Annotated in this window: 16 protein-coding genes; 12 read left to right on the forward strand and 4 right to left on the reverse strand. The window is 36.4% G+C overall.

The window, feature by feature from the left end:
* The first annotated feature begins 370 nt into the window (after positions 1-370).
* The 4 genes from apcA to PN497_RS22230 all read left to right on the forward strand — a co-directional run bounded on the left by apcA (position 371) and on the right by PN497_RS22230 (position 2,353).
* Positions 371-856, forward strand: coding sequence for an allophycocyanin subunit alpha (gene apcA / locus PN497_RS22215; protein ID WP_096567341.1), 486 nt, complete (start codon positions 371-373; stop codon positions 854-856).
* Positions 857-924: 68 nt separating this feature from the next.
* The gene (gene apcB / locus PN497_RS22220) at positions 925-1,410 is read left to right on the forward strand and encodes an allophycocyanin subunit beta (protein WP_015213876.1); all 486 of its coding nucleotides are present in this window, start codon (positions 925-927) and stop codon (positions 1,408-1,410) included.
* Between the two features lie 332 nt (positions 1,411-1,742).
* A complete protein-coding gene (locus PN497_RS22225) occupies positions 1,743-1,949 on the forward strand; it encodes a phycobilisome linker polypeptide (protein WP_096567343.1) in 207 nt (68 codons plus the stop codon).
* Between the two features lie 269 nt (positions 1,950-2,218).
* Complete coding sequence (locus tag PN497_RS22230) at positions 2,219-2,353, forward strand: hypothetical protein (RefSeq protein WP_268932475.1); 135 nt, start codon at positions 2,219-2,221, stop codon at positions 2,351-2,353.
* On the opposite strand, the gene PN497_RS22235 is transcribed toward PN497_RS22230, so the two are convergent.
* Genes PN497_RS22235 through PN497_RS22245 form a run of 3 tightly spaced genes read right to left on the reverse strand, consistent with a single transcriptional unit; the run spans position 2,354 to position 3,158 of the window.
* Positions 2,354-2,575, reverse strand: a complete 222-nt coding sequence (locus PN497_RS22235; RefSeq protein WP_096567345.1) for a type II toxin-antitoxin system HicB family antitoxin — start codon at positions 2,573-2,575, stop codon at positions 2,354-2,356.
* Entirely contained in the window at positions 2,575-2,796 is a 222-nt protein-coding gene (locus PN497_RS22240) for a type II toxin-antitoxin system HicA family toxin (protein WP_096567347.1), read from the reverse strand. The genes PN497_RS22235 and PN497_RS22240 overlap by 1 nt, the downstream gene beginning before the upstream one ends.
* A 35-nt stretch (positions 2,797-2,831) precedes the next feature.
* Positions 2,832-3,158, reverse strand: coding sequence for a TerB family tellurite resistance protein (locus PN497_RS22245; protein ID WP_334310687.1), 327 nt, complete (start codon positions 3,156-3,158; stop codon positions 2,832-2,834).
* Positions 3,159-3,443: 285 nt separating this feature from the next.
* On the opposite strand from PN497_RS22245, the gene PN497_RS22250 reads away from it, so the two are divergent.
* The 8 genes from PN497_RS22250 to PN497_RS22285 all read left to right on the forward strand — a co-directional run bounded on the left by PN497_RS22250 (position 3,444) and on the right by PN497_RS22285 (position 11,024).
* Positions 3,444-3,746 carry a DUF433 domain-containing protein gene (locus tag PN497_RS22250; protein ID WP_096567351.1) on the forward strand — a complete coding sequence of 101 codons (303 nt, stop codon included), beginning with the start codon at positions 3,444-3,446 and terminating at the stop codon, positions 3,744-3,746.
* Positions 3,739-4,104, forward strand: coding sequence for a DUF5615 family PIN-like protein (locus PN497_RS22255; RefSeq protein WP_096567353.1), 366 nt, complete (start codon positions 3,739-3,741; stop codon positions 4,102-4,104). Before PN497_RS22250 ends, PN497_RS22255 begins: the two co-directional genes overlap by 8 nt.
* Before the next feature lie 256 nt (positions 4,105-4,360).
* Positions 4,361-5,545: an FtsW/RodA/SpoVE family cell cycle protein gene (locus PN497_RS22260; RefSeq protein WP_096567355.1), complete on the forward strand. Its 1,185-nt coding sequence runs from the start codon at positions 4,361-4,363 to the stop codon at positions 5,543-5,545.
* A gap of 319 nt (positions 5,546-5,864) precedes the next feature.
* Positions 5,865-7,229: a 5-histidylcysteine sulfoxide synthase gene (gene ovoA / locus PN497_RS22265; RefSeq protein WP_096567357.1), complete on the forward strand. Its 1,365-nt coding sequence runs from the start codon at positions 5,865-5,867 to the stop codon at positions 7,227-7,229.
* Positions 7,230-7,311: 82 nt separating this feature from the next.
* Positions 7,312-8,304, forward strand: coding sequence for an L-histidine N(alpha)-methyltransferase (gene egtD, locus PN497_RS22270; protein WP_096567359.1), 993 nt, complete (start codon positions 7,312-7,314; stop codon positions 8,302-8,304).
* Between the two features lie 113 nt (positions 8,305-8,417).
* On the forward strand, positions 8,418-8,912 hold the full coding sequence (locus PN497_RS22275) for a DUF427 domain-containing protein (RefSeq protein WP_096567361.1): 495 nt from the start codon (positions 8,418-8,420) through the stop codon (positions 8,910-8,912).
* Between the two features lie 106 nt (positions 8,913-9,018).
* Entirely contained in the window at positions 9,019-9,870 is an 852-nt protein-coding gene (locus PN497_RS22280) for a lipase family protein (RefSeq protein ID WP_096567363.1), read from the forward strand.
* Positions 9,871-10,247: 377 nt separating this feature from the next.
* A complete protein-coding gene (locus tag PN497_RS22285) occupies positions 10,248-11,024 on the forward strand; it encodes a hypothetical protein (RefSeq protein WP_096567365.1) in 777 nt (258 codons plus the stop codon).
* An 89-nt stretch (positions 11,025-11,113) separates the two neighbouring features.
* Here PN497_RS22285 and PN497_RS22290 read toward each other — a convergent pair whose 3' ends face one another.
* Positions 11,114-12,628: a glycine betaine ABC transporter substrate-binding protein gene (locus PN497_RS22290; RefSeq protein ID WP_096567367.1), complete on the reverse strand. Its 1,515-nt coding sequence runs from the start codon at positions 12,626-12,628 to the stop codon at positions 11,114-11,116.
* Positions 12,629-12,657: the final 29 nt, after the last annotated feature.

A 12,657-nucleotide genomic window follows, 5' to 3' on the forward strand; every position in this document is an offset into this window, starting at 1 on the left:
ATAGGTGACAGGTGACAGGTGACAGTGAAGAAAGCAGGGGAAGCAGGGGAAGCAGGGGAAGCAGGGGGAGAATATTAACTTCTGACTCCTGACTTCTGACTCCTGACTCCTGACTCCTGACTCCTGACTCCTGACTCCTGACTCCTATTCCCATTTCTGAAAGAAAATATTACAAAGTATTAAGAGCAGTAATAAATGCTCAACATAATGCCGGAGAATATTTTGCGGAAGGATAATTAAGTTTTTCAACTTATGTACTTTTGTTGAGTAAATGTGACTCACTTTGTACTAAGATGCAAAACAGTTATCAATCAAATCAAAGTCTTACCAGTTTAAAAACTGGTGTCATTAGTTTTGGAGGAATCCATTAATGAGTATCGTCACGAAGTCCATCGTGAATGCTGATGCAGAAGCTCGCTACCTCAGCCCTGGTGAATTAGATCGCATTAAGAGCTTTGTTTCTGGTGGCGCACAACGTCTCCGCATCGCTCAAGTATTGACCGACAACCGCGAGCGCATCGTTAAGCAAGCTGGCGATCAATTGTTCCAAAAGCGTCCTGATGTTGTTTCTCCCGGTGGTAACGCTTACGGTAAAGAAATGACAGCTACCTGTCTTCGTGACTTAGACTACTACTTGCGTCTTGTAACCTACGGAATCGTTTCTGGCGATGTCACCCCCATCGAAGAAATCGGTATCGTTGGTGTACGTGAAATGTACAAGTCCTTGGGTACTCCCATTGACGCTGTTGCTGGTGGCGTTGCTGCTATGAAAGCTGTTGCTTCTACCTTGTTGTCTGCTGAAGACACAGCTGAAGCTGGCGCTTACTTCGACTACGTTGTTGGTGCAATGTCATAGGTTACAGCTAATTAACTGCTGAAACTGAAAACTGTTGCAATCAATCTGGAAATAAGGAAATAACAACAATGCAAGACGCAATTACCTCTGTAATTAATTCCTCTGACGTTCAAGGTAAATACCTTGATACCGCTGCTTTAGAAAAGCTCAAAGGTTACTTCGCTACTGGTGAACTGCGCGTTCGTGCAGCTACAACCATCAGTGCTAACGCTGCTGCGATCGTTAAAGAAGCTGTAGCTAAATCCTTGTTGTACTCTGATATCACCCGTCCCGGTGGTAATATGTACACCACTCGTCGTTACGCAGCTTGTATCCGTGACTTGGATTACTACTTGCGTTATTCTACCTACGCTATGTTGGCTGGAGATCCTTCCATCCTCGACGAGCGTGTATTAAACGGCTTGAAAGAAACCTACAACTCCTTGGGTGTACCCGTAGGCGCTACCGTTCAAGCTATCCAAGCTATGAAAGAAGTAACTGCAAGCTTGGTTGGTCCTGACGCTGGTAAAGAAATGGGCGTTTACTTTGACTATATCTCCTCTGGCTTGAGCTAGGAGTAAGTTTGCACTTACTGCACTTATAATTTAGGTGCGGCTTGATTAAGGTCTGGAAATCAACCATGAGTTCTAGGTCGTTCTATTGCTTACTAAACATGAGTATTAGCGGTCTAGTGTTGATGTTTGATTTCCAGGCTTTGAAATGTAAGGAGTAAGGAGTCAGGAGTCAGAAGTCAGGAGTCAGAATAATATTGATTTTTGGCTTGGTAAATTGAGATTTGACCGATGACAGCTAAATCATTTAAATCCTTACAGATAAATTAAAGATTTGTACTCAAGATTTTTGAGATAAAAAAGTTTTTCCAAACAAACACGGAGTTTAGAAAAAAATGGCTCGTTTATTTAAAGTAACTGCTTGTGTTCCTAGCTTAACTCGCACTCGCACCCAACGCGAATTACAAAATACTTACTTCACTAAGTTAGTTCCTTATGAAAACTGGTTCCGTGAACAACAACGGATTCAAAAAATGGGCGGTAAGATTGTTAAAGTGGAATTAGCAACTGGTAAGCAAGGTACAAATACTGGTTTGGCTTAATTTCTATACATACATCAGAGATTATTTTGGTAGATTTTTTAGGGGTCAGTGATGACCTCTTTTTTTTATTGATAGCAGGGAATAGGGATGTCTGATAGCGTAGCGTGGCGTAGCCATATCAGGATGTCCAGGATTAAAGGATGAACAGGATGAAAATTTATGAGAACTATTGAGCTTTCCCAAGCTACATTAACAATATCCGAATTATTAGAATTAGCGGAAAATGATACTGTAATTATTAAGAAAGCTGATGGGAGTTTGTTTTGTGTGTGGTTGATGATTTTGCTGCTGAAGTTCAAGCACTGCAAGAAAATCAGGAATTTATGGACTTTTTAGCCCGACGTTCTCAATCTGATAAACGAGTATCTTTAGAGGAAGCGCGTAAACGTTTGGGTATTTGGTAATTAAGATGCAATTTGCAATATGTTGGGTTCAGGGATAGATTCACCTTCTGCTTCCCAAGCTTCTAGGTACATTTCAATTACTTCTTCTCCATTTTTAATTGCTTCTTCACGAGTTTTTCCGTGAGTACAAGGCATGATTACAAGATGACTAAATTCGGGAATTGTAACTAGGAAAAGTTGGTCTTCCTCTGACCATTGAATAATCATACTGTATTGACTCATTAATTTTGCTCCTCTCCTAATTCTTCCAGTTCAGTTAATAATTTTGCTAATTGCTTTTCTAGATAAAGTGGAACATCATCTCCATCTTTACCTGGAATTGTTAATGTTTTCCTCAGTAAAGGATGTTTCCATCTTTCATGACTGCCTTTCCCACGCTTTGGTAGATACACAAACCCTTTACGTGCAATCTCGGCTTTTAACTCCCGAATTTTTCTGGGCATTTATTCTAGATATTTATTTATTCTTGGTCTTAACTTTAATAAGCTAACATCATTTCGGCAATATCTACCTCAGAAAATCTCATTAATTTTCCCACTTGTTTAATGTACATTTTTTCCGTTATGTGAAAATCTCCATCACGCTTTGCAAGTGCGATCAAATCAATTAATAAACCTAAAGCATCATCGGGATATTTAGCTATTATTGAATAATCTACCTCTATTCTCTGAGCAGATAATAAATTTTTGATTTCCTGAATTTCTGCCGATGTTAAATTAGCATTGGTAATAATTGTCTTGAGATATTCTTTTTCTTCAGGTTCAATACTACCATCAACTTTCATTAAATTAATCAGGGTTTTAATCTTTAATAATTCTAGTCTTTCTCCTGTTGTAGTATTTACTTTTAGGTCAAAAACTGATTACAGATATAACCGATATATTGAATACAACCTTTTCCCGGTTGTATCTTACATATTTATTTCTTCAGTACAATTTTACAGTATAATTTTACAGTATAATTTTATTCAGCGTCAATATTTAATGGTAGCAAATTTACAAAAGTTTAGGTATTAGATTAAGTATCAATGATGAGCTATACCTGCACTCATGATAGACTAAAGTAAAACAAGCTAAAAATTATCTCAACTATGTTAACTGCTACTAATATTGGTACATTAATAACTTGTTCTCCCGATGTAGGTAATGGTCGTCCCATGATAGCAGGGACTAGAACCTCTGTAAGTCGGGTAGTTGTGCTTTATAAACAAGGTGCAAATGCTGAAGAAATTACCCGTCGGATCAGTCACCTCAACCTTGCCCAAGTTTATGCAGCTTTAGCTTACTACCACGCTAACCGTGATCAGATAGAAAATGAGTTAGCACAAGCAGAGGCAGAATACTGGACTTTAGCAGAGTTACACAGCCAGAAAGATAAAAAAGCAGATGAATAAGATCCGGCTTTATATTGACGAAGACTCTATGGATGAAGATTTTGTTCAAGCTTTGCGTTCCCGCAATGTAGATGTATTAACGGTTGCAGATGTGGGAATGTTGTACAAATCTGATCCAGAACAGCTAACTTGGGCTAGGGAAAACAACCGAGTTATATTTAGTTTTAACGCCAGAGACTTTTACCAGATTCATACTAATTTGCTGGAACAAGGGTTGTCTCATGCGGGAATCATTTTAGCACCACAACAACGATATGGAATTGGTGAATTAATGCGCGGAGTTTTGCGACTGATTAACACCAAATCAGCAAAAGATATGCAGGGACAAGTAGAGTTTTTAAGCAACTGGGTTTATTAATTATCCCATCTGTTATAGTCAATTATCCATTCTATTGTGAGCGATCGCCGATACAATCAAAACTCCCATTCAATCACACCAAGAATGGCAGCAGCAATTTCTAACATTGTAACGTTAGACACATTACCCAATTTGCGAATGAATCTTTGTAAATCTACACCCCTCTGTTGAGTTCAATCCTGCGTAAGTCCTAATTATTTTAGACTAAATGAAACCTTAAAACCTACAATAGCTTATGTTGCTATTCCTGTAACTTGTGAATTTACGCCAATTCATCCCTATTTTTGATAATTCCGTTGCCAGTTGGGCTTTGGAAGCGCGTTTATTGCGCTGGTTAACCTTTCTGTGGCTGTTTGTTGGTTTAGTTGTACTTTTTTCTGCATCCTATCCTGTGGCTGATGCTCGTCAGGGTGATGGAATGTATTATTTTAAGCGTCAAATTATTTGGGTATTAGTTTCATTAATACTATTCAACATCATTGTCAATCTTCCCTTACGGAAAATTTTGGCGGTATCTCATTGGTTTTTATTCCTGTTTTTGTTGTTAATTTTCGTCACTCTTATTCCCGGAGTGGGAAAAAAAGCATTTGACGCAGCACGATGGATAGCGATCGGTCCTATTCCCCTGCAACCATCAGAATTGATTAAACCGTTTTTAGTATTGCAAGGTGCGAAGCTGTTTGGCCATTGGGAAAGATTAACGTGGGAAATTCGTTTTTCCTGGTTAGGTGTGTTCTGTCTGGTGCTATTGGGTATTTTAGCTCAACCAAACCTCAGTACAACTGCACTTTGTGGCATCACAGTTTGGTTAATTGCCCTAGCTGGTGGAATACCATACAAATACTTAGGAGGAACAGCTATTGGTGGATTTTTATTAGCCCTATTAAGTATTACTATCAAAGAATATCAACGCCGAAGGGTGATGTCTTTCATCAACCCTTGGGCTGATTCTACCGGAGATGGTTATCAGTTGGTACAAAGTTTATTAGCAGTAGGTACAGGGAAAACTTGGGGTGTGGGTTTTGGACTTTCTCAACAAAAGCTTTTTTATCTCCCCATTCAAGATACTGATTTTATCTTTGCCATCTTTGCTGAAGAATTTGGTTTTGTGGGTAGTATGCTATTTTTGTTACTTTTAGCTGTCTTCGCTACCTTAGGATTAATTGTAGCCATGAAAGCAAAAAGTTCTATCCATCGGCTGGTGGCAATAGGTATTACTGTGGTGATGATTGGACAATCATTATTACATATTGGTGTGGCTACGGGGGCGATACCAACAACGGGTTTACCATTGCCAATGTTTAGTTATGGTGGTAATTCTATGATTGCTAGTTTGGTGGCTTCTGGATTATTAATTCGTGTTGCTAGAGAAAGCAGTGAAGCTGAGGTTTTGCCTTTACCAATTAATACACCAGAAACTAGACGTAGAAAAAGAATTTAGATTTTTCTTGGTGGGTAATTCCCACCAGATTATTAATAGATAAAAGTAGTGATATTCTTGTAATTAATACAAAATTTGGCACAAAATTTGGCAAATAGGTATATATACTAGTAGTTATTGGGAAAACTTAACCATAAAATGTTACGCAAAACAAGATATTTTAACTTTTCTTCAGCAAAAATGTCTAAAAAGTTAAATAAAAAGTTAAATTTTGGTTAACAATGAAAAAAATGTACCGATGTGCGGTATTTAAAAATAAGGATAATAAAAAGTTGTGCATCGCACATTTTCGCACATTGGTAGAACTCAAGATAATACAATGCAAACAATTCCCAGGCTGAATAAATTAGCATCTACTCAAATACCCAAACTTGATCATTGTAGTACCGAAAACCTGCTCAACTATTTTGAAAATTCTTGGGAACTAGAAGCAACCCTACTCAAAAGCATAAATAGCACAGATACATTTTACCGCAGTCCTGATTCTTTAAGAAACAAATTAATCTTTTATCTGGGACATTCCGCAGTTTTTTACATCAACAAATTAATTCGGGTTGGTTTATTAGAAAAGCGCATTCATCCTCAATTTGAAATTTTGTTTGAAATTGGTGTTGATCCAGAAACACCAGATGAACTAGAAGCAGCAACAAAAGATATAGTTTGGCCTGATATAGATCAAGTTTGGCAATATCGAGAAAAAGCCAAAACCGCAATTACAAACATTATCAAAAATACCCCTTTAAATCTGCCCATTGATCAACAACATCCTTTATGGGCTTTATTAATGGCAATTGAACACAGTCGCATCCATTTTGAAACTTCATCCATGTTACTGCGTCAATTACCTGTTGATCAATTAAAACGCCCCCAAGGTTGGAATTATGCGCCGACAAATGGGAAAATTCCTGAAAATAAAATGATCGAAATTCCCGGTGGCGTGGTAAAATTAGGTAAAAAAGATGATGATTTAACTTTCGGTTGGGACAGTGAATATGGTAGTTTAGAAATTGGAGTTGAACCGTTTTTAGCCAGTCAAAATTTAATCACAAATGGGGAATTTTTAGAATTTGTTCAAGCTGGTGGTTATGATAATTTAGAATATTGGATGCTGGAAGCTAGGGATTGGAAGAAACTCTATAATGTGCAACATCCAAAATTTTGGATACCAGATTTTATGGACAAAAACAATGGTAAATACCGCTATCGTACCACATTTGATGAAATAGATTTACCATTAGACTGGCCTGTAGAAGTCAATTATTATGAAGCAATGGCTTACTGTCAATGGAAAGGTGAAGGTACTCGTTTAATGACAGAAGCAGAGTGGAATCAAGCTTTACAATTTTCCGAGGGTGAGGGTTTAGAAAGTGACTATAATCTCAATTTACAATATGTTTCACCTTCTCCTGTAGGGATGTTTTCCAAAAATAAGAAATCAGGAATTTCTGATCTACGTGGTAACGTTTGGGAATGGTTATCTAGTACATTTTACCCCTTACCAGGATTTCAAACCCATTATCTTTATGAAGATCAATCTGCACCATTTTTTGATAATAGACATCAAATGATGTTAGGTGGTTCTTGGGCAACTAATGGTACTATGGCTTTACCATGTTATCGAAATTGGTTTCGTCCTTTTTTCTATCAGCACGTTGGTTTTAGAATTGCTGAAAGTTTGAATTAGTTGACAGGTGACAGGTGACAGGTGACAGTTTTAAATTTCTGAAAACCAAAATTGTAAACAGTTAATTTCCAGGATATTTACCATGATTGCAAAAACATTGAACCCACAAATTTTAACAGTTTTAGATCATCATTATCAAGAGTTAGCTATTGATGGTAAAGATGTGATTGAGGGATTAAGTAAAAAACATAAAACTTTATCACCAAAATACTTTTATGATGATCGTGGTTCTTTGTTGTTTGAAGAAATTTGTGATTTACCTGAATATTATCCTACTCGTACAGAAGCAGCTATTTTACAACAATATGCTGATGAAATTGCGGCAATTACAAATTGTTGTGAGTTGATAGAGTTAGGAAGTGGGAGTTCTACAAAAACTCAACTTTTATTAGACGCTTATCAAAAAATAGCTGATAATTGTCGTTATCTTCCTATTGATGTCAGTGGGGGTATTCTCAAAACCAGTGTTTTACAGTTACAAGAGAAATACCCTGATATTGCAATTCACGGTTTATTAGGAACTTATGATCAAGCTTTGGTGCATTTAGAAAGCAATTATTTACAGTCACGGATGTTGTTCTTTCTGGGAAGTTCACTAGGGAATTTTAACTCAGAAGAATGCGATGGTTTTTTAAATCAAATTTCCAAAACCTTACAAACAGGTGACTACTTTTTACTTGGAATTGATTTACAAAAACCCAAGGATATTTTAGAAGCAGCTTATAACGATAGTCAAGATGTGACTGCTGCTTTTAATTTGAATATGCTTTCTCATTTAAATTGGCGTTTTCAAGGTGATTTTGATATTAGTTTGTTTAAACATCAGGCAATTTACAATGAGGTAGAAAATCAAATTGAAATGTATCTACATTGTCAAAAAAGCCATTGGGTTACTTTGGAAGGATTAGATTTAAAAGTATTTTTTGAAGGAGGAGAAAGCATACTTACAGAAATTTCTCGCAAGTTTGATTTAACAAAGATGTCACAACAACTAGAAAGCAAAGGATTAAAAACTATCAAAACTTGGACAGATGAAAAAGGATGGTTTGGATTGATTTTGTGTCAGGTTGAATAATCAATCTTAGATTTAATAATTTTGCCAGGGTTTAGCACTGCTAAACCCAAGATTAATGTTATCATTTTGATAGGAATGATAATAAATTACCTGAATTGAGATTTTAACTAACCATGAAACCAAATCCCATCCCCCCACAACCAGGACAAGAATCAGTTTGGGACTACCCTCGTCCAGCAATTTTACAAGACAGCAATAAACATATCAAAGTAATTTTTAATGGTATTGTTTTAGCAGACACAAATAAAGCAAAAAGAGTTTTAGAAACCAGTCATCCTCCTGGTTATTATATTCCTGCTGAAGATATTAAAACAGAATATTTAATAGCTACAGCTAGAAAAACGATGTGTGAATGGAAAGGTATATGTGAATATTATGATATTTCTGTAGGAGATAAATATGTAAATAATGCAGCTTGGCGTTATATTCAACCAACTCCTAACTTTAAATCAATTCAAGAATACTTTAGTTTTTATCCTAGTTTAATGGATGCTTGTTATGTCAATGACGAATTAGTTCAACCTCAAGCTGGTGGTTTTTATGGAGGATGGATAACGTCTGATGTTGTTGGTCCATTTAAAGGCGAACCTGGTACTTGGGGATGGTAAATTTTGTCTATAGATTTGACGAAATTTTACAATACAATGTTGTGCGATCACACTGGTATAATAACTTCGATTCTCAAACCTATACTATTTGATTTGCAGACACCCAATGAACAAACCCATTGCACCACATAAAACAGAGCTTGACCCTGGTAATGCCTACTGGATGGCTCGTTGTGCTTCTGAAGTTTACAAATGTGTATCAAAGGACAATCAGCTACCGGATGAGGCAGGAATTTTAGCCAGTCTTAAAGCTGAAGATGATGGCTTTATATCTGTCGTTGGTGCAGATAAAAATAGCGCACAAGCCGCTTTGATTGAGCATAAAGATTATCTATGCTTTGCCTTCCGTGGCACAAATGAACTTGTAGACTGGTTAGACAATATCAATGTCTTGTCAACGAAGCAGTTATTTGGCGAATTTCACAAAGGCTTCTGGGATTCTGTAACTGACGTTTGGGATCCTCTCTGGGCGGCTTATAAAGAGTGCGAACAAGTACAAGAGCGTCCTATCCTGATTACAGGTCATAGCCTTGGTGGTGGAATGGCGACGATTGCGGCGGCTCGCCTTGCACATCTGAAGATTCCTTTTACGAGTGTTTATACTTTTGGTCAGCCCCGGTCAATGACCTGGAGTACGGCTAAACTGCTCGACTCAATGTGTAAAGGGCAATTTTTCCGCTTTGAAAACAATAATGATATAGTCACCAAAGTGCCATCGCGTTTGGCGGGTTACACCCATGTGGGAACACATTTATATATTTCTGAAGAGAAAACAATCACGTTGAATCCAGGGCTGCGCTATATTTTGATGGACTATTTGGATGGATTATTCAGCGCCCTATCGCAACCTGGTTTTGATGGTATTCAAGATCATGATATGAATAACTATCTAAATGCTATTCAAAGCTGGTCTTTTGAAACTCAGGATGTGAAAAAATTAGGGCTAAAAGCTAGTTAGTGTTTTACTAACGAAAGCCAATAGATATTCACATTTAATTAAGATTTTTGTTTATCGTTACTATCCAGAGCATGGTAACGCATTTCCAGAGGCTCTCCGTTGTGCAAAACATTGTAATACACCAGACGCAGAGCCTATTTTTCTCTTAAATTTTATGTCCACATTCAACACTTATGTGATATTTTATATTTTAATTAATAAAATCAGTTTGGTTGCTGTATAGATTTGGTTGGGTTTCGTCTTCAGATTACTGACCTAAGAATCTATAAAAAGCTCTCAGAAAAATTTTCCCAAATTGATCAATAGTAAGGTTTTTCAAACCTGAATTACTCAGTTATCCAAAATTAAAATTACACGTTTATTGAGGTAAAACAAATATGACTGTTGACAAGTCAACCAAGAATGAGGCACTCAACTATTCCTTTAGTTTGACGTTTAATCCAGAAGTTCTGAGACTTATTTCCTATGTGGCATTGACCATCATACTGCTCACGGGAGCGATTTTAACTGCAAAATTCGTTGATGTTGATCCCCATACCACTGCAATCTATAAATTGTTTGGGTTTAATCACTCCTGTAATTTGTTAGACCATGAACCCAGTCGAACGGTTTCGGCGATGCTCCTACCTTTGTGGGAAGTTCCTTTTCTCTTCTATGTAATTTTCAATTTTTTGAGAATTCAAGATGCGTATAAGGAAAAGAAAGTTCCACTATATGCCTATATCGTTTCAGCAATTTTCTTGCCCATTGAAATTCTCTTGACGGTCTGGTTCAGAATTGTGTTTGTCTGGAGTCCAGAAGTCAACTTCTTGTATCATTATCTCCCCTATATCGGCTTTCAGTTTCTTCTGTTTTTGGTAGCCTTCGAGAATGCCTTGTATTTCTATGCAATGAAGGCACTACCATTCAAAAATAGCCGACTCATGGCACTTATCTATCTTCTCGTGTTATTCGTAGTAACAGTAGGCTATACGGTCATTGGACTATCAAGTGCCTTTGGACATCCTATTCTCGATCTCGTCAACGATCCCGGACAACGCTTATTCTTCAAATCCCTAACCCAGTTCTACACTGTTTTAGTATTTCCCATTCCTATGATTCTATCTGTGTTTGAATTGAAGCGATCGCCCAAACATAAACTATCTTTTGAATAAGCCCTTCAACAATACTATTTTTTTCAGGTGTGTTAATACAAATAACACACCTTTTTATTTTAAAATTGCAGTGTGATCAGCGTTAAAAACTATATCTTCTGAGATTTTAACCACTCTCTCACCACATCTTCCACTGGTTGAGATTGATTATCAACTTGATAATTCATCTGCTGTATTTCTGCTGTAGAAATTTTACCTGCTAATTTATTAATAGTTTCTACTAAATCTGGATATTTTTCAAGTATTTCTTGATTAAAAACAGGTACTGCTTCATAAGGTGGAAAGTATTTTTTATCATCTGCTAACATCACTAAATTTAAAACTTGAATTAACCCATCTGTAGAATTTGTAGCTATGAAATCAACTTGTTTTTCTTTTAATGCTTGATACATCACCCCTAATTCCATTTGTTTAATATTAGCAAACTTTAAACCATAAGTTTTTGAGAAACCAGGATAACCGTCAGCACGTTCTAAAAATTCATAACCAAAACCTGCTTGCATTTGCGGAGTATATTTTGCAATTTCTGAAAGGGTTTTAACTTGCCATTTTTTTGCATCTTCAGCACGAATAAGCATCGCATAGGTATTTTCAAAACCTAAAGGTTGCATGACGGTTAAATTATATTTTTCTTGATATGCTTTTTTAGTTCTTTCATAAACAACTTGCGGATCTGTAATGGTTTTTTCTTTTAAAACTGCTGCAAATGCAGTACCTGTATATTCTACATAACCCGCTATTTTTCCAGCTTTTACTGCTTCATGGGCAATAAATGTACCACCTAAGTTAAACTTTCTGTCTACTTTTAAATTAGTATTGTTTTCTATTGTTTGTGCTAATATTTCACCTAAAATTACTTGTTCAGTAAAGTTTTTTGAACCAATAGTGATTGTGGCTGATGTTTGCTGAGAGTTAAATACAAATAATCCAGATATAATAAAGACAATTATTCCTAAAATAACTGCTATTTTTGGTTTATTTCCTGTTGGTTTATTAAGGGTTTTTTCTAAAAAACCTAATCCAAAATCTGCACCTAAAGCAATTAAAGCTGCGGGTATTGCACCTGCTAAAATCAATTCATTATTAACTGTAGAAATACCCCTAAAAATAAAGATTCCCAAACCACCACCACCAATAGCAGCAGCAATAGTGGCAATTCCTACAGATATAACAGTAGCAACTCTTACACCTGCTAAGATAACTCCTAAAGCTAAAGGAATTTCTACTTGAAATAATAATTCTCTATCTGTCATTCCCATACCTATACCCGCTTCTTTAATGGCGGGATCAATGCCATTAATACCAATATAAGTATTACGAATTATGGGTAATAAGGCGTAAAGAGTTAAGGCAACAACAGCCGGATTTTTACCGATTCCTCCTAAAAAGGGAACGGAAATTAAAAAACCAAATATGGCTAAACTGGGAATAGTTTGGATAGCGTTTGCTAAACCCAAAATCGGAGGTGCAAGTTTTGGTTTACGGGTGATAAAAATACCCAAAGGAATACCAATAGAAATGGCCACTATCATGGCTATAGCTACTAATATTAAATGTTCGCCACTGCGGAGGATAATTTCTGAAGCATATTTAAATAAAAACATGATTTTTGATTGTTATATATTTTTAATTG

The sequence above is a fragment of the Sphaerospermopsis kisseleviana CS-549 genome (genome assembly GCF_028329225.1).
GTDB lineage: Bacteria > Cyanobacteriota > Cyanobacteriia > Cyanobacteriales > Nostocaceae > Sphaerospermopsis > Sphaerospermopsis kisseleviana.

Excerpts from the sequence above, each read along its gene's own strand:
- apcA (WP_096567341.1), top strand. The coding sequence starts at position 371 with ATGAGTATCGTCACGAAGTCCATCGTGAATGCTGATGCAGAAGCTCGC.
- apcB (WP_015213876.1), top strand. The coding sequence starts at position 925 with ATGCAAGACGCAATTACCTCTGTAATTAATTCCTCTGACGTTCAAGGT.
- PN497_RS22225 (WP_096567343.1), top strand. The coding sequence starts at position 1,743 with ATGGCTCGTTTATTTAAAGTAACTGCTTGTGTTCCTAGCTTAACTCGC.
- PN497_RS22235 (WP_096567345.1), bottom strand. The coding sequence starts at position 2,575 with ATGAGTCAATACAGTATGATTATTCAATGGTCAGAGGAAGACCAACTT.
- PN497_RS22240 (WP_096567347.1), bottom strand. The coding sequence starts at position 2,796 with ATGCCCAGAAAAATTCGGGAGTTAAAAGCCGAGATTGCACGTAAAGGG.
- PN497_RS22250 (WP_096567351.1), top strand. The coding sequence starts at position 3,444 with ATGTTAACTGCTACTAATATTGGTACATTAATAACTTGTTCTCCCGAT.
- PN497_RS22255 (WP_096567353.1), top strand. The coding sequence starts at position 3,739 with ATGAATAAGATCCGGCTTTATATTGACGAAGACTCTATGGATGAAGAT.
- ovoA (WP_096567357.1), top strand. The coding sequence starts at position 5,865 with ATGCAAACAATTCCCAGGCTGAATAAATTAGCATCTACTCAAATACCC.
- egtD (WP_096567359.1), top strand. The coding sequence starts at position 7,312 with ATGATTGCAAAAACATTGAACCCACAAATTTTAACAGTTTTAGATCAT.
- PN497_RS22275 (WP_096567361.1), top strand. The coding sequence starts at position 8,418 with ATGAAACCAAATCCCATCCCCCCACAACCAGGACAAGAATCAGTTTGG.
- PN497_RS22280 (WP_096567363.1), top strand. The coding sequence starts at position 9,019 with ATGAACAAACCCATTGCACCACATAAAACAGAGCTTGACCCTGGTAAT.
- PN497_RS22285 (WP_096567365.1), top strand. The coding sequence starts at position 10,248 with ATGACTGTTGACAAGTCAACCAAGAATGAGGCACTCAACTATTCCTTT.
- PN497_RS22290 (WP_096567367.1), bottom strand. The coding sequence starts at position 12,628 with ATGTTTTTATTTAAATATGCTTCAGAAATTATCCTCCGCAGTGGCGAA.